Origin of the sequence: Wolbachia endosymbiont of Drosophila mauritiana (genome assembly GCF_004795975.1) — a bacterium.
GTDB lineage: Bacteria > Pseudomonadota > Alphaproteobacteria > Rickettsiales > Anaplasmataceae > Wolbachia.
Genome location: NZ_CP034335.1, coordinates 75812 through 102184, shown reverse-complemented (window position 1 = coordinate 102184; position 26373 = coordinate 75812). Strand labels below are relative to the sequence as shown.

23 protein-coding genes are annotated in these 26373 nt (G+C 33.9%); 17 read left to right on the top strand and 6 right to left on the bottom strand.

What is annotated here, in order from left to right:
* Positions 1-206 precede the first annotated feature (206 nt).
* From EJB00_RS00540 to EJB00_RS00520, 5 genes are all read left to right on the top strand, one after another.
* Complete coding sequence (locus tag EJB00_RS00540) at positions 207-1217, top strand: hypothetical protein (RefSeq protein WP_225416285.1); 1011 nt, start codon at positions 207-209, stop codon at positions 1215-1217.
* Positions 1218-1443: 226 nt separating this feature from the next.
* Positions 1444-2463 (top strand): IS110 family RNA-guided transposase, encoded by a 1020-nt coding sequence (locus tag EJB00_RS00535; RefSeq protein ID WP_135352712.1) that lies wholly within the window; start codon positions 1444-1446, stop codon positions 2461-2463.
* A 15-nt stretch (positions 2464-2478) separates the two neighbouring features.
* Entirely contained in the window at positions 2479-3288 is an 810-nt protein-coding gene (locus EJB00_RS00530; RefSeq protein ID WP_225416284.1) for a hypothetical protein, read from the top strand.
* On the top strand, positions 3285-4247 hold the full coding sequence (gene hemH, locus EJB00_RS00525; protein ID WP_015587997.1) for a ferrochelatase: 963 nt from the start codon (positions 3285-3287) through the stop codon (positions 4245-4247). Before EJB00_RS00530 ends, hemH begins: the two co-directional genes overlap by 4 nt.
* Before the next feature lie 62 nt (positions 4248-4309).
* Complete coding sequence (locus EJB00_RS00520) at positions 4310-5113, top strand: hypothetical protein (protein WP_015587998.1); 804 nt, start codon at positions 4310-4312, stop codon at positions 5111-5113.
* 3 nt (positions 5114-5116) lie between these two features.
* Here EJB00_RS00520 and gshA read toward each other — a convergent pair whose 3' ends face one another.
* Positions 5117-6271: a glutamate--cysteine ligase gene (gene gshA, locus EJB00_RS00515; RefSeq protein ID WP_015587999.1), complete on the bottom strand. Its 1155-nt coding sequence runs from the start codon at positions 6269-6271 to the stop codon at positions 5117-5119.
* Positions 6272-6352: 81 nt separating this feature from the next.
* Here gshA and hslV point away from each other — a divergent pair, with 81 nt between their 5' ends.
* Positions 6353-6907: an ATP-dependent protease subunit HslV gene (gene hslV, locus EJB00_RS00510; protein WP_015588000.1), complete on the top strand. Its 555-nt coding sequence runs from the start codon at positions 6353-6355 to the stop codon at positions 6905-6907.
* Between the two features lies 1 nt (position 6908).
* Positions 6909-8360: an ATP-dependent protease ATPase subunit HslU gene (gene hslU / locus EJB00_RS00505; protein WP_135352864.1), complete on the top strand. Its 1452-nt coding sequence runs from the start codon at positions 6909-6911 to the stop codon at positions 8358-8360.
* Positions 8361-8430: 70 nt separating this feature from the next.
* Here hslU and EJB00_RS00500 read toward each other — a convergent pair whose 3' ends face one another.
* On the bottom strand, positions 8431-9303 hold the full coding sequence (locus tag EJB00_RS00500) for an FKBP-type peptidyl-prolyl cis-trans isomerase (protein WP_015588002.1): 873 nt from the start codon (positions 9301-9303) through the stop codon (positions 8431-8433).
* Positions 9296-10078, bottom strand: a complete 783-nt coding sequence (locus tag EJB00_RS00495; protein ID WP_015588003.1) for a polyprenyl synthetase family protein — start codon at positions 10076-10078, stop codon at positions 9296-9298. Before EJB00_RS00495 ends, EJB00_RS00500 begins: the two co-directional genes overlap by 8 nt.
* A 127-nt stretch (positions 10079-10205) precedes the next feature.
* On the opposite strand from EJB00_RS00495, the gene acpP reads away from it, so the two are divergent.
* The 6 genes from acpP to EJB00_RS06190 all read left to right on the top strand — a co-directional run bounded on the left by acpP (position 10206) and on the right by EJB00_RS06190 (position 14430).
* The gene (gene acpP, locus EJB00_RS00490) at positions 10206-10466 is read left to right on the top strand and encodes an acyl carrier protein (RefSeq protein ID WP_015588004.1); all 261 of its coding nucleotides are present in this window, start codon (positions 10206-10208) and stop codon (positions 10464-10466) included.
* Between the two features lie 6 nt (positions 10467-10472).
* Entirely contained in the window at positions 10473-11744 is a 1272-nt protein-coding gene (gene fabF, locus EJB00_RS00485) for a beta-ketoacyl-ACP synthase II (RefSeq protein ID WP_015588005.1), read from the top strand.
* A gap of 86 nt (positions 11745-11830) precedes the next feature.
* Positions 11831-11968: a hypothetical protein gene (locus EJB00_RS06110; RefSeq protein ID WP_158307661.1), complete on the top strand. Its 138-nt coding sequence runs from the start codon at positions 11831-11833 to the stop codon at positions 11966-11968.
* 4 nt (positions 11969-11972) lie between these two features.
* Positions 11973-13259 (top strand): UDP-N-acetylglucosamine 1-carboxyvinyltransferase, encoded by a 1287-nt coding sequence (gene murA / locus EJB00_RS00480; RefSeq protein ID WP_135352863.1) that lies wholly within the window; start codon positions 11973-11975, stop codon positions 13257-13259.
* Positions 13252-14085: an FAD-dependent thymidylate synthase gene (gene thyX / locus EJB00_RS00475; protein WP_135352862.1), complete on the top strand. Its 834-nt coding sequence runs from the start codon at positions 13252-13254 to the stop codon at positions 14083-14085. Before murA ends, thyX begins: the two co-directional genes overlap by 8 nt.
* 204 nt (positions 14086-14289) lie before the next feature.
* The gene (locus EJB00_RS06190) at positions 14290-14430 is read left to right on the top strand and encodes a hypothetical protein (protein ID WP_167470133.1); all 141 of its coding nucleotides are present in this window, start codon (positions 14290-14292) and stop codon (positions 14428-14430) included.
* 24 nt (positions 14431-14454) lie between these two features.
* On the opposite strand, the gene EJB00_RS00470 is transcribed toward EJB00_RS06190, so the two are convergent.
* The 3 genes from EJB00_RS00470 to EJB00_RS00460 all read right to left on the bottom strand — a co-directional run bounded on the left by EJB00_RS00470 (position 14455) and on the right by EJB00_RS00460 (position 20317).
* Positions 14455-15624, bottom strand: a complete 1170-nt coding sequence (locus tag EJB00_RS00470; RefSeq protein WP_135352861.1) for a hypothetical protein — start codon at positions 15622-15624, stop codon at positions 14455-14457.
* A 288-nt stretch (positions 15625-15912) separates the two neighbouring features.
* Positions 15913-19344, bottom strand: a complete 3432-nt coding sequence (locus EJB00_RS00465) for an ankyrin repeat domain-containing protein (protein ID WP_015588009.1) — start codon at positions 19342-19344, stop codon at positions 15913-15915.
* A gap of 79 nt (positions 19345-19423) precedes the next feature.
* Positions 19424-20317 carry a hypothetical protein gene (locus EJB00_RS00460; protein ID WP_015588010.1) on the bottom strand — a complete coding sequence of 298 codons (894 nt, stop codon included), beginning with the start codon at positions 20315-20317 and terminating at the stop codon, positions 19424-19426.
* Positions 20318-20444: 127 nt separating this feature from the next.
* Between EJB00_RS00460 and priA the strand changes: the two genes are divergently transcribed.
* The 4 genes from priA to recR all read left to right on the top strand — a co-directional run bounded on the left by priA (position 20445) and on the right by recR (position 26258).
* Positions 20445-22652 carry a replication restart helicase PriA gene (priA, locus tag EJB00_RS00455; protein WP_225416283.1) on the top strand — a complete coding sequence of 736 codons (2208 nt, stop codon included), beginning with the start codon at positions 20445-20447 and terminating at the stop codon, positions 22650-22652.
* Between the two features lie 115 nt (positions 22653-22767).
* Entirely contained in the window at positions 22768-23574 is an 807-nt protein-coding gene (locus EJB00_RS00450) for an ankyrin repeat domain-containing protein (RefSeq protein ID WP_135352860.1), read from the top strand.
* Positions 23575-24132: 558 nt separating this feature from the next.
* Positions 24133-25539: an ankyrin repeat domain-containing protein gene (locus EJB00_RS00440; protein WP_015588013.1), complete on the top strand. Its 1407-nt coding sequence runs from the start codon at positions 24133-24135 to the stop codon at positions 25537-25539.
* Between the two features lie 131 nt (positions 25540-25670).
* Positions 25671-26258: a recombination mediator RecR gene (gene recR, locus EJB00_RS00435; protein ID WP_179948599.1), complete on the top strand. Its 588-nt coding sequence runs from the start codon at positions 25671-25673 to the stop codon at positions 26256-26258.
* Positions 26259-26373: the final 115 nt, after the last annotated feature.

Genomic DNA, 26373 nt, shown 5'->3' with positions numbered 1-26373 from the left:
AGTACAAGAGTTTTATTTGTTAATCCCTTTCAAAGTTGAAGCTTTCTACAGTAGTTTTGATGTATACCAGAAAGTAGGTTATATGCAATTAACCAATTTTGAGATTTTTGACAATTTTTTAGCACTGAAGAGAAAAAGATATTTTTATTGACTTATCTATGTATTGAAGTAGTCACTAAAAAGTTTTAGTGGTTATGGTATATAATATGTTAAATCAAGTAGGTAAACAAGGTGAAAGTAATCTTATTTTAGAGCCTGAACAGTTCTCTAACAGCTTCTTCAATAGTCAACAGAGTAATTCATCAAATCCAAAATTACCGACTATAAGTCGTAAAGATAGGCATATGGATTTAACCAAGAAAAGGTACGCAAAAAACAAAGATATTGCAGAATATCTAAGGAATTATGACTTTATTAAAAGAGCAGAGGAATTGTCAATAATTTATCTTTTTGAGCGAGACTCATCTTTTACGAAATTGCAAATACCATTGACTACAGATGAACAAATTCTAGTTAAAAAATTTTGTGATGAGATGATAAAAGGTATAACAGAACACGATGAGCAAGAAAGCGTTTTAAAGTACATGGAACGCACAATAGAGGGTTATTTAAATCAAGGAATAAGATTAAACTCATATTACGGTAAGGATAATAAGACTGTAACAAATTTTATATTTGAAAAAATGGAAGAATTAATTAATCGCTTTCATGCAAATCCACACAATTCAACTACAAAAAATATCATACAAAAGATCACTCGTAATTTAGTGTTAAAAGGTGGGGTAGAAAAAGGATTATCTTTTTATAGCGATATTGAAGGCGGATATTACGGCTCTAATTATTTAAATGATCTTAACGAACAATGTAAGAGTAAGAAAAAAATGCTAGAGGGTCTAGCATTTGAAGGTATTGTGAAAGAAAATAACAAGCAAATTGATAAATATGATCTTGAAGTAGAAGTAGATAATAAATATTTTTATATTAAGTATCCACAAGGTAGTATTGTTAAAACTGCAAGAACTTTAAATAATGAAAAAGCTAAGGATTTAGAAGTTGGCATATTTCAGATTAAGGAAAGTATAGTAAAAGTTGAAATTACAGAAGATGGAAAAAGAAATTACACAGATATCTTAAAAGGTGGTATTGAAATATTTTTTACTACTAAAATAGGAGATGGTATGAATAAGTATTGCTTGGTTGTAAGCAAGAGAAGATAATAACTTCTCAGAGTGGACTAGGTGGCAGGTTGGATATTTTTCTGAAGCACTTTCTGCTCTTATATGAAGAATAGAAAGAAGACTTCGTAGGAGAGATTAACTGCCCCTGCCACCGAAAATCATCGTGAGGCTCACAAAATGTGATGTGATGACCTCGTATAGGAGTTTGGAACAACTGGCAATATTCTACTCTGATATATTGAAATATGCAATTGGAGGAAAAAATATGCGTCACATTGGAGTTGATTTACATACCAATAGTTTTACTGCTTGTTACTTACAGGAAGGGAAACCTGAGCATATTCAAACGTTTCGCTTAAAAGACTTGGATAATTTCACCAAAGATCTTCAAGAAACAGATGAAGTAGCCATAGAAGCAACAGGTAATAGCTGTTTCTTTTATGATGCAGTTTCACCTTACGTTAAATGCATAGTAATAATTGCTCCTGGGCAGTTTGAAGTTGTTCGTCGCTCTGTGAACAAAACAGATAAGCATGATGCACGAGCTATTGCTTTCTTTCTCAGCAAAGATATGTTGCCTGAGGCAAGGTGCAAAAACAAACAATGCCAGCAGTTAGCTTCTCTTCTTCAAACGAGAGATCAGTTAGTAAAGTCACGGGTATCTTTAATCAATAAAGTTCATGGTCTTTTTAATTACCATGGAATAAAAATTAAAAAAGAAGTACTTACAACTAAAGTAGGATTTGAACGTGCTACTCAAAAGCATAATTGGGATCCTTTAGAAAAAGTTGAAATTGAAGTGATTAGCTATCATTTAGAAGCTATCCGAGAAAGCCTTAAAAAGCTTGAAAAGGAAATTATAGCTTTCGCTAAACAACTTCCTGGGTTCAGCAATCTTATCAGCATAAAGGGAATAGGTCCAATTTCTGCAGCTGTTTTTATTGTAACAATTGGAGACATTAATGATTTCCGTAGACCTGAGAAACTTACTGCATATTTTGGAGTTGTACCAAGAGTTTCTCAATCTAATCAGCAATGTACAATTGGAAGAATTACCAAACGAGGGTCAAAAATAGCGCGTACTTCTTTAGTTCAATGTACTTGGATTGCTGTACGTTACAGTCCTTACTTGAAAAGCTTTTATGAACATATAAAAAAGAAGCGTGGTTCTGCTAAGGCTATAACTGCTACTGCTAGAAAATTTCTTATAACTATTTTCTACACTCTTAAAAATAACTGGGTTTTTAAAGATTTTACAAAATTTGAAATTTCTATTGGACAATAATCATAGGAGTATTGTATGCATGCTTGTTGTAAAAAAACTAAATCTACTACCAAACAACCGGTTGAAACTGAATCTTCTGCTAAAACATTTGTTAATAATTTAAAATCATCAATTTTTTGTGGAACAAAGGGATTTTTAACTTTTAATTTGGCGTGTTTGAGTTATTTGGAGTATAGCGCATATCGTAATACAAAATTAAAAGAAGGCGCTTTTTTTGCAATAAAAAGAAACATCATTCCATTTCTTGAAATGACAATCATAGTGCCATTTATTTGTCTTGCATTACCTATGATAGGTAGTATAAGTCTTAAGGAGTGTGCACTTACATGCGCTGCATTGATGATTGCAACATGTTTTGTTATAAGAACCTTTCACTTGCGTGAAAAGTTATTAAAAAAAATGACTAATAATGAAAATTATACCGAGAAACAAATAGAGCAGGAATTTAAGAAAGACATTATAAAATTTCCTATCTTTGATAAAAACAGACAGCATATTGAGTATAATTCTCCTAATCCAGGACAACTAATGAATGAAAGTCCTCCCTCTCTCTTTGTTAGGTTTTTACTTTTTCCCCTTACTATTCTTCTGAAGGCCCTACAAAGCTGCATAATGATATCTTTGGCTGCTGTTGAGCTTCTTGAAGCAGTTCCAAGTTTCTGTGTTGATGTGGTTTTTGATAGAAACTTTGTATCTACACAGAGTAACGTGAAGAGATCTGGCCATCTATTGTATGCTAGTGTGAGAAATTTAGTGCCTGTAACTAAACTTGATGAGTGTGTAGCTGATTTTATAGGCAAACCTGAAGCAAGGTGTTGTCAGTGAAGAAGGCAGTAATCTTATTTAACCTAGGCGGGCCTGATTCACTGAGTGCAGTTCGTCTTTTTTTATTTAATCTCTTTTATGATAGAAGAATAGTCAATCTACCCAATCCTTTCCGCTTTCTTTTAGCAAAGTTTATCTCCAAAAGGCGAGAAAATACTGCACAAGAAATATACGAGCACATTGGAGGTAAGTCTCCAATTTTGGAGAATACAAAAGCACAAGCTGATGCTTTAGAACTAAAATTAAATGAAGATGAAAACCATGTGTATAAGATATTTATCTGCATGCGTTATTGGCATCCATTTGCTGATGAAGTTGTTAAAAGCGTAAAGCAATTCGACCCTGACGAAATCATTCTGTTACCACTATATCCACAATATTCAACCACCACAACTCTATCATTCATCGAGAATTGGCAAAAAAATGCCAAAAAACATAGCCTAGAATGTAACACAACAATAATCAATAATTATTATGACAATGAAGACTTTATTGAAGCTTACACCAATCTGACAGCTAAGTACTACAAGTTAGCTAGCAAAATCGGTAAGCCAAGAGTACTGTTTTCAGCTCATAGCTTGCCTCTTAGTATCATTAAAAAAGGCGACCCTTACGCTTCACAGATAGAAAAAACAGTAAAGTTAATAGTAAAAAAATTGAATATTGAAGATCTTGATTGGGGAATATGTTATCAGAGTAAGGTTGGCCCAGTAAAATGGTTGGAGCCTAGCACTGAAAGTGAATTGTCACGCGCAAAAGCCGATGATATACCCGTAGTTTTATCACCTATATCTTTTGTGTCTGAACATTCGGAAACACTGGTTGAACTTGATATAGAGTATAAAGCAATTATCAAAGACGGATATTATTTTCGCGTACCAACTCTCAGTACTGATCTCTTATTTATCAAATGCTTGGCAGATTTATGTTTAGATCACTCTCAAGGTCCTGATTTATAGCACTTTATCTTTTAAGATTTTTATGGTATAACATTAAAAAGTTATTATTTTATTATCTACTTATGCCAAAAGGTAAGCCAAATACATTTATACACAGTATACATGATGCTCACAATCATGATATTAGAAAGATGTATTGTATTGCAGTAGGTTTAACAGGCATATTGTGTAAAATTTCATTGCAATTCTGTTGCGAGTTTATTGATAACAACAGATCCAATATTTGTACTATATTAGATATTGCCAAGTTCATAAAATTACCAACATCAACATTACTCATTCTTCATTCTGGACTCAAGTTAGCTGGATATAAATCTCAGGACGATAAAGGTGAGCCTAAAAAACCAGCACAGGTTATAGGTAGCTTAGCCTTCTTGGCAAATTGTACAATAGGAATATTGATGCAGACAAAAATCATTCATTTCCTAGCTGGGAACAATAAAGATATAATAAGTTATATTAGCTTAACATCAGCAGTTCTGTTTCTATTTTCAGAATTTATAAGCTATTATTATACATGGAAGAAGTATCTGGATAATAAGAATCCTGAAAAATCTGCTGAATGTAGAAAAGATGTTATTTTCAGCACGATAACCTTGTCATTAGGCTTATTAAGCTTTACATTAAAGAGAATGGAAATTGCAACTATACCGATAGACTTGGGTGGTGGCATAATCTATAACTTCAACTTAAGCATAACAGTTAGCTTAATATTAAGCATAGCATACTTGATATCAAACATCGATAAGTTTGTTAATCAACCTAGTAATGGCACTGATCCTTCTACTGGACTCTATCATGCTCACCATACTCAGCCCGGTAATGATGGTAATGATCTGCCCGATGGCAACGCTGTGGGAATGTAAGGATTAGAGGTGAAAAGATTTTATTTCTACTGCCAATGCTAATACTGCTAATTTGCTAACAATGTTCCAAAGTGGCAGAGTTTTATTTTCTTGGCTGATGTCATAAAATTCACAGTCAGTGGAATTCAAGCTAGAATATGTATCTTTTCTATTATTGCATCGATATAAGTAGCACGCAGGCGTATTCCCTACATAGTATATCAGCGGTTCTGCAGGACTGCACTTAAATACATCGATAGTTGGTACACCTTCTTGTATAATAACACTACTTACTTCTATACCTTCCTTTACCTTTTTCATTTTACTGCGCTTTTTTTTGTTGAGGTTTAACACTTCTTCACCACTTGTCACTGTTATGATACCCATTCCGTATGTGCCATTGCTTGCTTTGATAAAAACGTAAGGTTGTGTTTTTATTTTATATTCCTGATATTTACTTTGTATTAGAGACAATACTTGATCAACTTTAACCGCTATTGCTTTTAGTGATGAATCATCATTAAAATCTACTTCATTACAATTTTCTGTAAGTGCAGAAATGAGCCATGAGTCTATTTTAAACCCGCTACAAAATTCGGACGCTAATTTTTGATAAATTTCAAAATACTTAAATTTCTGTCTACTGTGCCAACCATACAGTGGGCTCGGTATTATCTCTTGTTTTACATTTTTGAGAATATCTGGAATGTGGCTTGTCATATCTCTATTCAGTATAATAACATCGGGTACAAATCCTGAAGTTGTCTTTAATAAAGAATTTTCTTTTACAATAGTCTCATATAATTCTATTAAATTATATGCTTCACTGTGAAAGAGACCAATTTTAGTTTCGAAACCTGCAAGTTGAAGCACCTTTTCTATGGCAAATACATTTTCTATATACATTTTATTTCGTGTGTAATTTTCCGGTATTATAAGGGCTTTCTTATATTGTTTTGTTTCGAAGTAGCTTTTTATCAATTTTGCTGCTGTTACTCTCGATACCTCGCTCAGATTGTTGAAACCTGCAGGAAATAAATTAGCGTCTACTGGAGCAATTTTGTAGCTGGAGTTTCTAAGATCTATAGAGCTATAAAATGGCAATGTAAGGCCGTTAAATTTTGCCTCAAACCAATTATTTATATCTTTTTCCAGATTTGGATGAATTATGTTTTGCATCTACACTTTAAATGTTATAAGAAAAGTACTATATTATAAGTTATAATCTTAATATAATATAACGAATTAAAATAACAAAAAATGATTAATCATGACAGCAGTAAAATGTATGGTACTACTATACTGTCAATTAGAAGAGACAAAAATGTAGTAGTAATAGGTGATGGGCAAGTCTCGCTAGGCCATACCGTTATAAAATCTGGAGCAAAAAAAGTTAGGCGTCTTTCTGGTGACTCCGTAATTGCCGGTTTTGCTGGAGCAACAGCTGATGCATTTACTCTCTTCGAAAGGCTAGAATCTAAACTTGATAAGCACCCAGGACAGTTAATGAGGGCATGTGTTGAACTTGCAAAAGACTGGAGAATGGATAAATATCTAAGAAAATTAGAAGCTATGATGATCGTGGCAGACAAGTCCATTTCATTGGTCATTACAGGAACGGGTGATGTTCTTGAACCTGAGGATGGCATTGCAGCCATTGGCTCTGGAGGAAATTTTGCTTTATCTGCAGCAAAAGCTTTGATTGACGTTGAAGGAATATCAATAGAGGAGATTGCAAAAAAGGCTATGAAGATAGCTGCCGATATATGTGTTTATACAAACCATAATCTAATTATTGAAAAAATAAAGGAGTAATATGTCAAGAACTTTGTGTACCAATTCTTTTGGTCAACCTGTAGTAGGTCAATTTGATAATAATGATGACTGTAATGAGAAAAATAGCCTCTATGAAAATGAAGGTACAGGAAGTAGCAGCATTCAAAGCTCACAAGCTTTATTAGATGATCTACCACCACAGAAGATAGTTAAAGAATTAGACAGATTTATAATCGGGCAGAATGATGCAAAGCGCGCTGTTGCTATTGCACTCAGAAATCGTTGGCGTCGAAATAAAGTCCCACTTCCACTACGTGAAGAGATTATACCTAAGAATATACTCATGATAGGCCATACGGGAGTTGGTAAAACTGAAATAGCTCGCCGTTTAGCAAAGCTTGCTGGTGCACCTTTTATAAAAGTTGAAGCAACGAAATTTACTGAAATAGGATATGTTGGACGTGATGTTGACTCGATAATACGTGATTTAGTTGACGCAGCAATAGTTTTAGTTAAGGAAAAAGCACGTAAAGCCTTAACTAAAAAAGCTTTAGGTTTGGCTGAAAAGATAATAGTCAACTCCATGGTTGGTGAAGATGCAACCGAGGAAAGCAAAAAAGTTTTCAGAGAAAGACTGAGAAATAAGGAATTTGAAGATGGAGAAGTTTCTATTAACGTCAGGGAGAGCAAGGGTATGCTACCCACTTTTGATATACCTGGTATGCCAGGTGGGCAAATTGGTGTGATGAACGTAACAGAAATCGTGGGCAAGATGTTTAATGGGAGCAAAAAAACAAAAACTATTACAGTTAAAGTGAAAGAAGCACGTGAAATATTGATTAATGAAGAAAGCGAAAGGTTAATGGATGAAGACAAGATAATTAAAGAAGCGATTGATCTTGTTAGCAATGAAGGCATAGTGTTTTTAGATGAAATAGATAAAATTGCAGCACGTACAGAAATAAAAGGTGAAGTCAACAGAGAAGGAGTGCAGCGCGATCTGTTACCATTACTTGAGGGAACAACTGTTTCAACTAAGTATGGCCCCGTAAAAACAGACTATATATTATTTATTGCATCTGGTGCTTTTCATTTATCTAAGCCATCTGATCTTTTACCAGAATTACAGGGTAGATTGCCAATTAGAGTGGAACTTAAGGCGCTTACTCAAGAGGATCTAATAAAAATATTAAAGGAACCAGAATCTAGTTTGTTAAAACAGTATATAGCGTTAATGAAAACGGAAAATGTAACACTTGAGTTTACTGATGATGGTATAGAGACTATAGCTGAAATAGCATTTACAGTTAATAGAGAAGTGGAAAATATAGGTGCAAGAAGACTTCATACTGTCATGGAGAAGCTTTTGGATGAAATAAATTTTATCGCTTCTGAAAAAAATAGTGAAAAATTTGTTATAGATAGCAAATATGTAAGAGATAAACTAGAGTCAATTTCAAAGCAGCTTGATTTATCTAAATTTATACTTTAGAGGAAGCCTACTTTAAGTAATATAGAGCATTCAAGAGGTTTTATTTTTTCTTACTTCGTAATTCTTTAAGCTATTTTTCAATAGTAGAATTCAAGCTTAAATCAATTATTGCAATATCAAAATCTATGTCTTTTGTTAATACATCAGTTAAAAGGTCAGGTGGAGAAAGAACTGTTCTTTTATTACCAGCTCTCATTCCCACAACTCCAAGCTCTATAGCAAGTGGTGTTTTTTTGTCACCAACCTTAAACTGCACTATTTGATCTTTGATTATATACTCACCATTATGTCTCTTTATGCTATATTGAACTGATATCTCATCGCCACATTTTACTCGTTTTCCAGTTTTGTTAATTAAATCATTAAAAATCATCAGGTTATTTACTGAATCGGGATATTTATCTTTTACTTCAATCAGTTTGATGTAATAAGAGTTAAAACTCATTTTGTTGTCATCAGCAGCAATAGTAACTACACGCTCTCCGCCTTCTTTCATACCTATTACCCCTAAATTCACTTCTTTTAAGTAATCCTGACCTATTTTCAAATTGACATCAGTCGGAAGTAGCGTTGCTAGGTTGTTGGAGACTTTGTACATTTGTAGCAGAACTTCTTGGCCACAGAAAACTTTACTGCCACTGCCTTCAGTAATTTCATAAAAGTTTATCATCTCTTCTTCTTTTTGCTGTGTTATTTCTTCTAAGTATTCTGCTAACCCATGCTTTTCAATATAACGATCAAGAGCTGATTCAAGTATCGGCCTGACCAAATAACTTGCTATCATCTGTGTCAAACCACCATGTGTAGCATTTATTTCGTAAAGCTTTTCCCTTTTCTCTGGTTTATCTTTGTTTATATAAACAATCGTAATTATAAAAGCAGAAGCTAAAGTGAGAATCATTACTACAGAGATAAACATTTGTAATATAATTTTTCTAACCATCCTTCTTTACTTGATTCAATAAATCATATAAGTCATTAGTATTCCCTGAAAGCGTACTTAAATTATCTGAGGCCTGTTTAAAGAGACTATCTATATAGTTTTCCATTTCATTTTTTCCAAGCACGGACATTAAATTGTTTGTTTTATCTTGCTCATAATCTTCGATATCATCTTTGGCTTGAAAAATAAGCCCTAGATTTATTCCATAGTTATATAATGCTTCCCGCTCCTTGTCTGTAGCGCCTCCTATTATAGCCCCTATTTCACATGAAGCTGCAAATAGTTTTGCAGTTTTCATCAAATGAATTTCTTTTATTTTGTCAAAATCTGCACCTATATCTAAAATCTGCCCTCCCACCATTCCCTTCATTCCTATTGCTTGAGAGAGCACTTTTATGATCTCACAATTTAACACAGATAATATCTCAAAAGCCAGGGTAAGTAATGCATCTCCGGCCAGTACTGCTGTTGCTTCACCAAATTTTTTGTGGCAGCTTGGCTGGCCTCTGCGGGTATCACTGTTATCCATACATGGCAGATCATCGTGAATTAGGGAGTAAGCATGAATAAATTCAATTGCTGCTGCTGTTGTTATTGCTTTTTCAACCTTTATGTTGAATATCGACGAAGATGCTATAACTAAAAAAGAACGTATATGTTTTGCAGGAGCAAGAAGCACATAACGCATAGCTGATATAAGTTTATTCTCACTATTTTCAGGTAAGAGCTTATTCACTTCTACAACAAGCAAATTTTTTGTTGTTTCGTCTAGCATTTTTAAATCTATTAACTATCGAGTGCTATGAGATAGGAAGTTTTTAATAGTTTATATAATCATAAAAGCTATTGCAAACATCAAAATTTCTTATAACATCAGAGAATAGGTTATTTTTTAGTAAGAAATGAACGAATTGGCAAAAAGCACTAGGGAAGATATAGAAGAAAAAGTAAAGAAGATTATACTAGAGCACATCAGTAAGGATGTAGAGGGATTTGGTAGTTCTTCAAAGCTTTCAGACCATGGCACAGATAGTTTAGATGCAGTTGAAATAATCATGGCAGCTGAAGAAGAATTTGGTATAGAGATTCCTGATGAAGATGCGCAAAAAATGGAAACTATGGAACAGATAGTTGAATATGTAGTAAACAAAGCAAACAATTGATGTTGAATGAGCAGAAGAGTAGTAGTTACCGGTGTTGGCTTAATTACTCCACTAGCAGCAGATGTTAATAACACCTGGTCAAAGCTGAAAGAAGGTAAATCTGGCATCAAAGCAATCAATACAGATAGGTTCGACTCTTCTGATCTTGCTTGTCAGGTTGCAGGGCAGGTGCCTGTGCAATCCGATAACATTGAGCATTATTTTAATCCACCAGATTATATTTTTGAAAAAGACCTAAAAAGAACAGATCGTTTTATTCACTACGGAATTGCAGCAGCTGTTCAGGCAGTAGAAGATTCACTAATTTTGGAAAATAAAAATATTAATAAAGAGCGAATAGGTGTGGCTATTGGTTCTGGTATAGGTGGTCTTCCATCAATTCAGGAAAATGTAATTACCATGCAGGAGAAGGGGCCTAGACGTGTTAGCCCATTTTTTGTTCCTGCAAGTCTAATAAATTTGATATCTGGTCATATTTCTATTAAATACGAATTTATAGGTCCAAATGACTCAGCGGTAACTGCATGTGCAACAGGTGCGCATGCGATTATAAACTCAGCAAGAGCTATAAAACTCGGTGAAGCTGACATTATGATTGCAGGCGGAGCAGAAAGTGCGTTATGCAGAGTTGGAATTGCAGGTTTTGCATCGATGAAGGCGCTATCAACTAAATTTAATGATAAGCCTGAAGAGGCCTCAAGGCCATGGGACGAAGAACGCGATGGATTTGTCATGGGCGAAGGGGCAGGTATATTAGTTCTGGAAGAATATGAACACGCAAAAAAAAGGGAAGCAAAAATATATGCAGAACTCACTGGATATGGACTCACAGGAGATGCGCACCACATCACAGCACCACATCCAGAAGGAAGAGGCGCACTTAAGGCAATGGAACTTGCTTTAAGGAGTGCACAAGTAAGCCCAAGTCAAATTGGGTATATCAATGCACATGGAACTTCAACAACACTTGGGGATAAAGTTGAAGTAATAGCAATGAAGCAGTTATTCGGTGACTATGCCTATAAAATACCTGTTTCCTCGACTAAATCTTCTATAGGACATTTACTTGGTGCCGCAGGAAGTGTTGAAGCAATATTTAGTATCCTTGCATTAAACAATGGAATTGTTCCACCAACTTTAAACCTACACAAACCTTCAGAAGGGTGTGATTTAAATTTTGTACCACTTAAAGCTCAAGAGCATAAAATTCAATATGCGCTTTCTAATTCATTTGGTTTTGGTGGTACCAACGCGTCTCTCATCTTTGGAAAGGTGTAGTTAATTATGCTATTTTGAATCGACTACGAAAATGTTATTCGAGTAGCTGAAACTGGAGTCCAGTTAAATTGGTCAGCATAAAAGTAATGTTGAAATATAACATTTTGATGATGATGAAGAAATGGATCCCAGTGTCAGCTACTCGAATGACAGAAGAAGAAAAAGCAAAATTTTGTCTTTTACCGCTAACCTATTATACTTACTTGATAAGTTCTATCGCTTGATTAAATGCATAAAATATTAGTAAGAAGTAACCATAAGCCCTTAATTGGAAAAATCAAGATTAATGGTTCAAAGAATGCCGTCTTGCCAATAATGGCGGCAAGCTTGTTTAGTAATTCTTCAATAACTTTGCATAACGTACCTGATTTAATTGACGTGCATTTGATGTCTGAGCTGCTTAAGAGTCTTGGTGCAGAAGTAAATTTTATATGCAATAAAGACTATAAAGCAAATCACACTTTGGAAATTGACTGTAGCAATATCAATAACTATTTAATATCACATGAAATTGCAAGCAGACTGCGAGCATCTTTTTTAATGCTAGGTCCAATGCTCAGCAGATTTGGTAGAGTTTCAACAGTATTTCCTGGTGGATGTAATATTGGAAAACGTCCTGTTGACATTCATATTAAGGCACTTGAAGCAATGGGAGCTAAAATTGAAATTGATAGCTGTAATATAACTGCAACAACAAAGGGGAAATTGCAAGGCAAAGAAATAACATTTGAAAAAGTGAGTGTTGGTGCAACAGAAAATATAATAATGGCAGCAACACTTGCAGAGGGAGTAACAATAATAAACAATGCTGCAATTGAGCCGGAAGTTCTTGATTTAATAGAATTTCTGAAGAGTATGGGTGCCAATATTGAAGTTAATAATACAAAAATCACAATAGAAGGTGTTGAAGCATTAAATGGGTGTGAGCATAAAATAATACCAGATCGCATAGAGGCCGGTACTTATGCTCTGGCTGCTGTCATTACCGGCGGCGAGCTAAAGCTAGAAGGAGTAAATTTGTCTGATATGGAATGTATTGCAAATGAATTGAAGACTATAGGAGCCGGAGTTGAGTTATGTGACGATGGTATGATTATTTCTAGAAAAAATGGCTCTATTAAATCTATTCACGTTACAACAAATCCATACCCCGACTTTCCCAGCGATATGCAACCACAACTAATGTCTGCTATGTGCATTGCAGATGGAATATCAATCATTGAAGAGAATGTTTTTGAAAGTAGATTTGCACATGCGAATGAGTTAAGAAAATTAGGTGCTAATATCAGCATCGAAAAAAGTAAAGCTACTATAAGTGGAACAAAGAGTCTATCTGGAGCTAATCTGCATGCTAATGACTTAAGGTCAACAGCAGCTTTAATTCTCGCTTCTTTGGTAGCTAAAGGAGAAACTATAATAAATAACTCACATCATTTATGGAGAGGCTATGAAGCGATGGACGAAAAACTCAATTCGTGTGGAGCCGATATTTCCTTGAGGACATGTTATGAATAAGCGAACTACAGTAAAAGAGATAGATGAAATTCTATACGAAGAACATAAGGTGTTAGATCATGGATTTGTTCGAGTGATTGATTATATGGGCTCTGATAGCGCCATAGTTCAAGCTGCTCGTGTTTCTTATGGAAAAGGAACAAAACAGATAAATCAAGATGAAGCGCTTATAAAGTATTTGATGAGGCATCATCATACAACTCCATTTGAAATGTGTGAAATTAAGTTTCACGTGAAACTTCCAATTTTTATTGCAAGACAGTGGATAAGACACAGAACTGCAAATGTGAATGAATATTCCGGAAGGTATTCGATACTTGATAATGAATTTTATATACCAAAACAGGTTGCAAAACAATCTGATAATAATAAACAAGGCAGCGGTGAAGCTTTTGACTCAAGTACTTCAAAAGAAATAATAGATTCTCTAATAAATGATTCTAATTTAGTATATTCTCATTATGAGAAATTTATTGAACAGGGCCTTGCAAGGGAAATTGCCCGAACTAATCTAACACTTAATTACTATACTCAGTTTTATTGGAAAATAGATTTACATAACCTTTTTCACTTTTTAAGGCTTAGAGCTGATCAGCATGCCCAATATGAAATTAGAGTCTATGCAGAAGTTATGTTGGACATAGTAAAGAAATGGGTCCCGCTGGCCTATAATGCTTTTGTTGAATACTCCTTAAAATCAGCCTGCATTTCAAAAACTGGTCTTGAGATAATTCGCAAGCTAATAAAAGGAGAAAATGTTACGAGAGAAGAAAGTGGCATTGGTAAAAGAGAATGGAATGAGCTGATGTCTATACTTGGTAAATAATCTTGAAGATAAATGTATAGTTGTTATTTACATAGCGTTTGCAGGATAGCTGTACAAAACCCAAACCAGTCACAGCTGTACGAACATTTTGGTAATTTGCATAGTAGATGATGTCATTCTAGTACTTGATACTGGAATCCAGGAATTTTGATTCTAAATTGAGTATTGGTCTTAAATTAAAATAAACGTTTGTGATGAGATTATATGAACACTGGATCCCAGTGTCGGAGCACTGGGATGACAAGAGAAGGAAAAACTGGCATGACAGAAGACGAAACCACTGGAACATTTATTTTTGAAAGTAAATTACATAGTAGATGGTCAGTACTTGATACTGGAATCTAGTCCTTAAGATCAAGTTATGTCCACTTACAGACTTGCAGGTGTGAGCAACAATTGATTCATACCTTTATCAACTGATATATCAATTATTCTTGAATTTGTTCTTTCCATTGTTTCATAAAGCTTTTCAGCTTTCTTTAATATTAGTGTTGCATTTCTAAGCATAATATAAGCTTGGCAATAATCTGCAAAATTTTCAATATACATATCATATGAATAACGGTTTACAGCAAGTTCCATTACCCTACAAACGTCCTCTAATGTAAAATTGGCAGCTCCTGTATCAGGACAAAAGCCAACCGCTCCTTTATTAGAGTCAAAAAATATGTATTTATTATTCTCTGCTTTATACACCAACATAAAATGTCCAGCACCCTTGGAATCTGCTCTATTATAAGTAAAACAAAAAGAACTAAATTCTAAGTAGCATCCTATCTCCACATCATTTAAAACACGTTTGATTTGTTCTTGCTCAGTATCGATCCATAGTTTTGTTGAAGATAAATCATCACATAATTGCTCATATATTGTTTCATCAGAATAAAATGTATCTCCTTCTCGCTTTTTAATGCTCTGAACATCAAGAATAGGTAAAAATTGCGATAAAAACTTCATCATCAATAACTTAATCGTTTGTTCTTTTCTTCCATCAATATAATTCATAAAATCTTGTTCAGATATAATATTATCAGACTCGAGAAATCTAACAAAATCTTGCTTATTCTCTAATTTTAGAAAAGTAATAAAGTAATTTAATGAGTGACATAACCCTCTTTCGAGAGAAAAACCTAAAATTTCTTCAAATCTATCTTTTAATTGTACAATTTTAGATATACTATCTAACATAAAAGTATTCAAATTAAATTGAATGGCTTGCTCACTTTCAAATAATTTATTATATTGTTCTTCAGCTGATAAATCTGGCGCCTTATATACATATCTACCATTTTCTCTACATATACCTTCTATATCTTCAACGATACCACGTTCTACATTTTTACTGATAGCAAGTTCTTTATTTCCTTGATTCCTTACATTAGTTAATAGGTTTAAAAATTCTACAATTTGCTGTTTTGAAAGTGTTTTTTCAACTTCTCCATCTTTAGTTTTAGAAAACACTCTAATTTTAGCGTTTTTCTTGTCAGTATAGACTTTTAATACAATAGATTCAGCAATGCGATTAACATATTTTGGCATATTAATTATTAAGATATTAACTATATATCTTAATAATAGTATAACCCACACCACTTGTCAATTAATATATTAGTAAATTAGTATTATTTATTATATAAAAAAGTAAATTACATAGTGGATGGTCAGTGCTTATCCAGGAATTTTGATTCTAAATTAGGTATTGGTCTTAAATTAAAATAAACGTTTGTGATGAGATTATATGAAAAACTGGATCCCAGTGTCGAAGCACTGGGATGACAGGAGAAGATTTCATTCCTTATATCAATTAATTCTCATCCACCTTTTATGTTACATAAACTCATCACTTTTATAGAACATCTCATTAAAATCATTCAAAATTCCAAAATCTTGATTTTTAATAAATAGATGCCCATCTGCAATATAGGACTCAGCAAGAGTAAATGGTTCATCATGATGCTGTGATGCTGGCCTAACAATTTCATTGTACAAAACCATTACTTGCTCATAATTGTATCCACTACCATCATGATATTTACCACGTATAGTGTCATAAAAATTTCTTACATCATCATACGTAACTTGCAGTTCTACCTTATATTTCCCTATTTCAACAGCCTCACCCACTTTGATTTTTAAAGGATGTTGTGATTCTTCTTTCACATTATCTATAATAATTGTTTCCTCTTGCTTCTCTTCGTCTACTATTAGCGACCTTTTATTCCTTTCTTCACTTGCAGGTTGATCTGCTGGCATTTGGTCTATATCGTTTTCTTGCATAGTAATTTTTTTGAGATAGCTAAGCATATCCTTTCCAGCTTTTTCCCAAGTTGCAGCCTCTTTTGAAAGCTCACGATAATAAGAATCATTATCGCCTTTGCTATCTATTACATCTCTTTCTAGTCCTTTCCCTTCTGCCCATAACTCAGCATGTTCAATAAGTGTCCTGCCATCTTTGCCTACAACGTCAACGTCAGCTTTGTTTTTTATTAGATATTCTATTGTATCTAACTTTCCATGCCTCACTGCATGAACTAAAGGTGTCCAACCATCATTATCCTGAGCATTAATATTCGCACCTTTTTCAACTAACTGCTCTATCATCTTCTTATTCCCAAGATCAACAGCAAGGTGCAAAGGCGTTAAGCCGTAGCTATCCTGAACATCAATATCCGCATTATACTCTATGAGATATTTAACTACTTCCATATTTTTCATGTGCATGGCAAAATGTAGTGGAGATTTACCAGAGCTAATATCACGGGCATCAATATCTACATCATGATCTATTAAATACTTAGCAATTTCCGTGTGTTTTAGCCCGATTGCATAGTGCAACAGCGTTTGAGCTGACGTGTTCTTGATACTGAGATCTGCACCATGCTCAACTAAATATTTTACCATATCTAGATCACCTACTTTAACAAAATGAAATATCGGATTACATACATTAATATCTGCACCGTTATCTATAAGATATTTTACTAAAGCTGTATTCTTTATAGCATAGTCAAGCGGCCTGAGATTGTGAGCATCCGGAATATTAGAATTTGCACCATGCTCCACTAGGTACTTAACTATTCCCATATTTCCCAATTTTACGGCATAGTGAAAAGGTGTCTTGAAGCAAGAGTAATTAGTTCCCTCGTAGTAAGTATCTTGAGAGTTGAGATTTGCTCCATAATCAATAAGATATTTTGCTACTTCCGTATTTCCTGACTGAATGGCATAATGTAGTGGTGTTTGTCCATTATGGTCTCTTGCATCAATATATGCATTGTGTTTTAGAAGCGTTGCTACTTTGCTTAAATCTCCCAATGAAGCAGCAGAATGTAAACTAGTCACCTTATTTATCTCGTTTACTTTTCCTATAGTATTTTCTACATTATTGTCATCAATATTCACCTTTAAGAAAGGCTGTTTATTATACTTCATAACTTTTGTTGTAACAGCTTTTCCTTGTTCGTCTTCACTCGCTTTTTTAGCAAGTTGCATAGAATCTTCTCTACTGACACTTGATTTAGATTCTATCTTGGTTTTATCACCACTTACATTATGTACTGGGCTATAACCATATAGACCCTTGCCTGCACTTTGTTGGCTTGTTGAACTTTCAACACTGTTAGATTCAACAACATTATATTCCATATGTTGTTCACCACTCAGCTCAGCCTTAACCCATTTTTTAAATTCTTGATCATAACCTTTCAGCTCAGTCAAAAAATCCTCAAATAATTTATTACCTTGAGACCTATTTGCACCAGATTTAGAAAGGCTCTTGAGCAAATTATCAATCATATCTGGGTGTTTATCTTCAAGAAATTTGATCACTTGTTCAGCATCCGAATGATAATGTTCTCCTTTGTTATTGCTAATATTATTGCGCAATATTTCATCTAGTTTGAGATCTTTATTCTTTATTGCAATCAAGGCCTCTTTATCTCCGTGATCATTGACATGCCGACCATCTTCCAAACTTGCCATATAGTTAGCAACCCCTTCATGCATGGCCTTAGATAAGACATCACCTGTACCATAATAGGAGTTAATAATAGTTAAAGCGTGCCCCATTTCGTGTTTTAAAGTTTTACATGAGTCATTGAATTGGTCCTGCAAATAAAAATAAACATGAATTTCTGAGCCACGCCCTTGAACTGTTAAGCCAGAAGCGTCTTTATAGTTAACGTTCAACTCCTTAAGATAATTTTCGTAGTCACTCTTTGTATTAAATACGAAAACATTAACTTTATTTGGTATGTTGTACCAAGGCTGAGAATTATTAATGCCAAATGCTGAATCAAAATCTTTTATAGTACTCTCGATAGCATTTTTTACACTACTCAATTTGCTCTGAGTTAATTCCTCATCATCATATTTTATATTTATTTGAAGCTTGTGTTCGCCGAAAGTCATAACTTCACTATCGGGCACAAGATCTGCCACAATTTTATTGCCACTTTTTACATCCATCCACTGCTTAAATTCTTTTTCAACTTCTGAGTTATTCAAAAGATGCTTGAATTTTGATATCGCTTCTACTCTATTGAAGGACATCTCAGTAAGTAATTGCTTTATGAATTGAGGATGTTTTTCTTGTAGGAATGTCACTAAGCAATCTGACATTCTATAGTCATTAGACATACTTGCTATTTTATACGGTGTATCATGACCAGATTCCTGCATTTTATTGTATGCTTCTTTTGTATAATGCATATCGCGAGTGCTTTCTTTTTTAGCTGCATCATAGCTCCACATGAAAAGCTTCATACCGGTACGTAAAACTTCAGGTACTGTATCCATATTACCGGTAGAGTACTCAAGAAATGCATCGCTCATTTTTTCCATTAAAATTTTAGATTTTGCACAAAGTAAGCCATTTACATCTCCAACAATAAAAGTCTTTGCTATCGTGCCGTCAGCTTCGTGTGCTCTTACTGTTCCACCACCCCATAATTCTCTATGGTCCTTACCACCTGAAAGTTCCTTGATGTGAGCTTTGTAATCATCGTAATTTTTCAGCACATAAAGCTGCAATTTTACTGGACCAGAATGAACGCTTTTTTGTGAATAGAAATTATCAGACCAGGCTCCGTAAGCATCTTTTACAGTTTGTTTTATATACTCAGGGGTATAACTAGCTAATCCCCCATATTTTACTTCTATCGTAAGCTGATCATTTATTACTATACTCTCTGTATTTGGAAATAAATTTTTAATCAACGTCTGTGATTTGTCAGATCCAGAATTTATTTTGAACTTCATATTCACCTCTTAAAAATTTTCACTATAAATAAGTCTTGGAAACAATGTGTTAACCATAGATTCAGCCCTTACTTGATTTTTACATAACTGCTGAGATATCGCTGAAAAGCCGATTCTTAGTATTGAGATATTTAGCATAGCTGCCAGCAGCAGGTATTGAATAAAAACCGCTTGCAAGTTCAAGATAAGAGCTGCTATTCAGAACAAAAAATAAATCGCTCTGGTCAAGCAATATGTCATAACCAGAGCTCGTGCAATGTAAGTATTCATTGCCTTCATACTCTGCTATGTAGTATTTACTTGCATCAAGATCACCATTAAGCTGTAAAATTGCCGCTGAACGTCCATTCCCAATACTATGGCCTTTTATTACTTTAAGTACTTTAATCTCATCATTTTCTATGAGTTCTCTTAACTTTTCATTCTTTTGATTTAATTCTTCCTCTGCTTTTCTTCTGTCTTCTTCTAATTTTGTTTCTTTTTCGACAAGCTCATTTTGTATTTGCAAAAACATATCTTGAATGGTTAAGCCATTTAGAAAGTAATCCAACACACTTGACACAAGTGGCTGCAATTCACCGTTATCTTCGAAGCTCTTTTCCTGCTTTTTGTCATATTGAGTGGGGTTATAGATTGCATATAGAGGATAAAAGCCATAATTTGTCTCACCAGGTGATAACTCTATCGAAAATCCGTTGTGATCAAGTGGAAGTTTAGTAGCTAAATATCTACCATTATCATCTCTGACATATAGCTCATTTATACCATAGTGACCACTATATTTGTTGTAATAAATATAAAAATTCTCAGGATTAAGATTAAAGTAATCATCTAAATTGTTAGGTTTACCGAGCTTTTCACATAGAAAATTCTTGCTCTTATCTGTAAGTTTGATGCGTGTAGAAAAGTAACACCGATCTATTCGGTCACCTTTTTCTATTTCAAAGTCTAGGACTATTTTATCGCTAAACATACAGAATTTCCTCACATTTTCAATACTTATGATTATAAATTGTGTACTATGAAAAAAGCATTAAGGTCTTTTTGCGTATCTGATTTTTCTGATTCATTTGAAAATTACAAAAATAGTTTAGGCTACTATGAAGAAAGCAGTTGACGTATTACTACCACTTCCAATTGATCAGTTATTTTCATATGTAGTTGAGGAAGATACTAAAGTTTCAATTGGAGATTACGTAGTAGTACCGTTTGGTAGAAAACGCTTGATTGGAATAGTTTGGAGAAAAAGTAGCAAAAGCGATCGAGAATTAAAATACATTGAACAAAAGGTCAATTTGTCGAGCATCAGACCAAAGTTGATCGAATTTGCAGAATGGGTTGCTCAATATAATGTAATACCTATTGGTATGCTTGCCAAAGTGATAATGGGAGGAGTATTAAAGGTAAATCAAATAGATAAGTTAGTTTGCACTAAGCAAAAGCAGGAAATAAGTGAAATAGATTACCAATTAAACCCTGAGCAGCAAGCAGCTCGAGATAAAATAATAAGTAATTTGAATGAGTATTCAGTAACTTTACTTGACGGTGAAACCGGGTCTGGAAAAACGGAAGTTTATCTCTCTGTGATTGCACAGTTAATTAAGAATATTCCAGCGTTCAATACACAACTAGACGAATGTTACAATATAAGAGTAATTTTTACCAAAAAGGATGTCATCCCAGTGCCCCGACACTGGGATCCAGAAAACTTAATTTCAAATCAGTACACTAAGCATTTGTACGATAAAGACTGGATTCCAGTGTCAAGCACTGGAATGACATCATCTACTACTAAAACTACCTGCAAATGTTCAAACACCAAAAGGTTACACACTGGAATGACAACAGAAGGAGGTAATGCACAAGTCCTTATCCTTCTGCCAGAAATTGTCCTAACTTCACAATTGGTAAATCGCGTTCGCAGTCAGACATCTGGAAATATAGCTGAGTGGCATTCAGGACTTACTCCAAAAGCTCGCCGAAATAATTGGCTCAGTATCGCAAATGGAAGTGCGCAGATAATTATTGGGGCACGGTCAGCGCTTTTTTTGCCTTATAAAAACCTAAAATTAATTATCGTCGATGAAGAGCATGACTCATCCTTTAAACAAGAACAGGGGATTATATATAATGCTCGAGATATGGCCATTATCTTAGCCAAACTCGAAAATATTCCGATTATTTTGTCATCCGCCACTCCGCTACTTGAAACAATTTATCATGTTAAAAAAGGGAATTACAATCATGTAAAATTGACTAAACGATTCGGTAGTGCAGAGTTGCCACAAATAAAAGTAGTAAATAATAAGCAATGGATTTCCAATGAACTTTTCGAAGGAATAAAACAAACCATAGAGAAAAAACAGCAAGTTATGCTCTTTCTAAACCGCCGGGGGTATGCGCAACTTGCAGTTTGTAAAAAATGTGGATATAAAATTTCCTGCTCAAATTGCACTGTATGGCTTACTTACCACAAGAAAAAGAACGTCCTTTTATGTCACCATTGTTCTTATCAATCAAAACTTCCAGAAAAATGCTCCAATTGTCAAAGTGAGCAGTCATTGCTCCTTTATGGTGTGGGAATTGAAAGGTTAGTTGAAGAAATAGTGAAATTAATACCAAATGCAAAAACTGCGATTATCAGCAGCGATCAGAAGTCGCTTGGTAACGTCATTGATTTAGTGTTGAAAGAAGAGGTGAATATTATAATCGGTACACAAGTGATTGCCAAAGGGCATAATTTCCCTAAGTTAACTTTGGTTGGAGTGATAAATGCAGATTTAGGACTTGAAAATTCTGACCTCAGGGCAGCAGAAAAGACGTATCAATTATTGCATCAAGTTGCGGGTAGATCTGGGAGGTTCAACGAAAAAGGAACGGTAATAGTGCAAACCAATAATCCTGAAAGTTTAATAATAAGAGCATTACAGCAGCAAAAAAGGGACTTGTTTTATGAAGTTGAACTTGAGTCAAGACGCAAAGCTAAAATGCCACCATTTAGTAGATTAATAGCGCTTATAGTTTGTGATAAGGATCAATTTGCAACGCAGAAAGCAGCAAGTGAGCTAACAAGCTTTTTACATAATCAATGTTCAACTACCTTTCAGCACTTGACGCTGAAAGAATTTGAAATTTTTGGCCCATCACCAGCAGCAATAAATTTTTTAAACAATAAATATCGTTATAGAGTGTTACTGAAAATACACAATAACCATAGTCTATTCATAAAGAAAAAGCTGAAACATTGCTGTAACTTGAGTTCAAACATTGCAATAACAATAGATGTTGATCCTGTGAGTTTCTTTTGATGTTATTTGAATTTATTTGACATTCACAGAATTAATTGTATTAATTTTTTAATCAATAGTTTGACTTTTATTACGATTTATTATATTATTGATATAATTAGAATAAGGAGATGGTATGCATGATTTAATTAAGATTATTCATAATCGAAACGAGAGTCTTGAAAAAAACATTCAAGAGTTGAAAGATTATCTTACTGATGATAGAAAAATTGTGATTGAGAAAGAGTTATTCTCAGCAGCTATTGTAGATGTAATCTCTACAAAAGGAGATTTTATCAATGAACAAGCAGTGCAAATATACCTTATTTTGCATCACTGTATTAAACACTATAGTGCAAGGTCTGAGAAAGGAGAGATATTGTCATTTCAAAACGCAATGAATATTCTAGATGAAGCAGTGCATGACTATACTACTCTTGAAGATTTCTATAAATTGATCAATTTTCGAGATCAAAGTGGAAATACATTATTACACCAAGCTGTTATAAGTAATAATACTGAGGCAATAGAAGCCCTTTTAAAATATGGCGCAAATTCTTTGATAAGGAATAAAGAAGACAAAATGCCATTAGATTTAGCTCAAGAAGAAAAAACAAGAGAAGCACTCATTAAATCTATGAAAGACCAAGCTCAATCGAAAAAAGAAAGTGCTAGATGTAATGGTTTGATTGGTATCATACCTGGTGTTTTTCTTGGTGTTGGACTGGGTATTGGTAGTGCTCTAGTACCTTCAATGACTATTATATTATGCGCACTCGCAGTATCTGCTCTTGTTGCTGGAATAGCAATTGGAGTAGCTATATATTTACTAAGTCAGGACTATAAACAGGCTAAATCGATAGAAAAAGCTGTTGATTCTCAACTCTCTTTCGTTAAGAATGAAAAGATTGAAAATACTGGAGGAAAACCAGGAAAATCTTGAGTTTTTTAACATTAGATTTCTTGCATAACTGGAATTCGAAAGTTCCAGCGCATTTTACTTATTGGATCCCAGTGTCAAGCACTGGGATGACATCTGTTTATGCAAGAAATCTATTCATTTAAAACTTGTTTGAGAAAACGTAGCTATAAAAACCGCAGGTACCAGTTGGTTTTTATTAGCTAAAGTAAAGGTCAAGTATCTGGAATTCTGAACATAAGATCCCCCTGTGAAAAAAAGATTAGAAAAAATGCAGTGCACATACGACAGATATGCTCTGAAGAGGATACGCTACATTTTTAGTGAGTGTGATTTAAAAGTCTGCAGACCGAAGATAGATTTTTGAGCTCAATAAATATCTCTAACTGTAATTGTAATCAGATTTAAAATATGCGGAAGTAATTTTTTAGCTAATAATTCTGTCTTGTAGGAGTTTAACAAGAGAACCAAAAAGTTAGCGTCATAAATATTTTTATCAAAAACTATTTTAAAAAAATTTAAATAGAGTTGAAAATTTTTAAAGATGAGATACCCTACCTGTAATCTAATTATTAGTTTTTTATGTTACCAATAGAGGGTCAAATAAACGCTGCAGCAAATTTTCAAGCAGAAGACTTTGAGTCTAAAAATGCTACAGATCTTGATTATTTAGCTAATCCTCTAAGTGCTTCGAATGCAAAGCTAGAGAATAGCGTTAAAGCTAAAGATAAAAAGAATGAGGTACCTTTTTCCAGTAGAAGAGGCAGCTCGCATGTTTTAGAACTTTTTTCTAATGAAAGCGTTGAGATTAACATTCAAGATGAAACGCCTTGTGCCGCTCGGAGTGAATCAGGTATAGCTGGGCTGTTTAGAGGTATAGCTGGGTTATTTAAAGGCAGGGGTAGTATGAACATAAACCTTTATCAATCTAAAGTGCAACGTAGTTCTGCAATTGATTACAGTACTAGAGAAAGTATAGGGTCACGGCTACTAAATATCTGTAACGGGGAAGAAGATATCTCTTTTGATCAAGAGATTAATTTTTTATATCAAGAGGGTTGTTTGTATGATGCCTTATTGTTGCAAGATGAAGAAAATCAGGACACACCTTTACATGTGGCTATTAAAAAAAATCATGCTGATTTTGTAAAAAAGCTTTTGTGTATTCTTAAGGAGCCATACCGTGCGAATGAGTTTTACAAGCACAAATATTTTGAACATAAGGAAGAGAATGAAAAGCCGCTTTTCAAATTTATTAATACTAAGAACAAGGATGGAAAAGATGCAATTACTCTGGCTATTGAAGGTAATAATTCAGAATGCATTTCAGCTCTTTTTAACTACTTAACTGATAAAAATATTAACAGAAGAAAAGATGTTGAAAGTGAGTACACACCTCTACACGAAGCTGTGCTTCTTGGCAAAAATGAAGCAATCAAAGAGCTTCTGAAATCAAGAGATATAGATACTGAACTCATAGATAAGGAATCTTACAAAGCATCTAATTATACTAATGACCAAGAGGCAATAGAATTGTTTATTAAGCACTATAGTAGTAAAATTAGTGAGTGGCGTATAAAATTAGAAGATAATAATAAAAAATTAGCGCGAATTAAGTGCGTCCTAAGCAAAACAAAACTTGCTTGTGTATGCTTAGCAGCCTTTGGCTCTTGTTTTAGAATGTATGGAAATTCCCATGACATAATAAATGAAAAAGTGAGTGAAGATATGTTATATTATTCTCTTGCATTGCTTTCCAACACTACAGGTCTAATATTATTTTTTAATTATTTGATCGATACAATACTTTCCAAGTATGAAGAAAAAAACTCTAGTTTGAATAAAGAGTCAAACAGTTATGTAGAAGAAAGAAATATGTTGAAAAATAAATTGCGTCATTTTCAAAAAAGAAATACTAGAACAAATACGCAAATATCTGAGATAATTTCAGTTCTACCTGAAGTAGAATCAAGCTGCAGTAGATTGTGATTACATTACTTTTTTTAAGATAAGTTCTGAAAAAAGTGGAAAATCTTTTTCATAGCCAATCAAACCAAGCTTTCTTTACGAAAGGTTTGATGTTATCATTTTATGCACTATCCTGAATTTGTTGAATGAACATTAATATAAAGAATTTAGTTCATGCTTTTTCTAAATTGCCAAGTTTAGGTCCATCATCATCAAGAAGGCTAGTTATACATCTGCTTCAAAACAAAGATAGGGTTATGCTACCCCTTGCATCTTTGATTAGAGAACTAGCGGATCTTATAATAGAGTGTAAGATTTGTGGGAATCTAGATACTAAATCGCCATGTTCTATTTGTATTAACCCAAAGCGTGACACCAAGCTAATGTGTGTAGTAGAAGAATTGGGTGATCTATGGGCATTTGAAAAAGGGAGTATATATTCAGGTATGTATCATGTTTTAGGTGGAAGGCTATCAGCAATAAATGGCATAGGTCCAAAAGAACTGAATCTTGATAACATTCCTAAAAGAGTTACAGAATTTAAAATTGAAGAGGTTATTGTCGCAATTAATCCAACATTAGAAGGCCAAGTTACTGCGCAATATATAATTGAATTGCTAAAGAACTCAAATGTAAAAATATCCCGCCTTGCTTGCGGCATACCGATAGGTGGAGAAATTGACTACCTAGATGAAGGAACGCTGAAGATAGCGCTTACTTCAAGACAGGATATTAAATAATATTCCATTTCTTCTGAGCAACACACTTTAAAAACACTGTAACATACTTCAGCCTAAAAACTTGCTTTACTAATTGAAAATATTGTACACTTAAAACATAATGTTTTAAAATGAG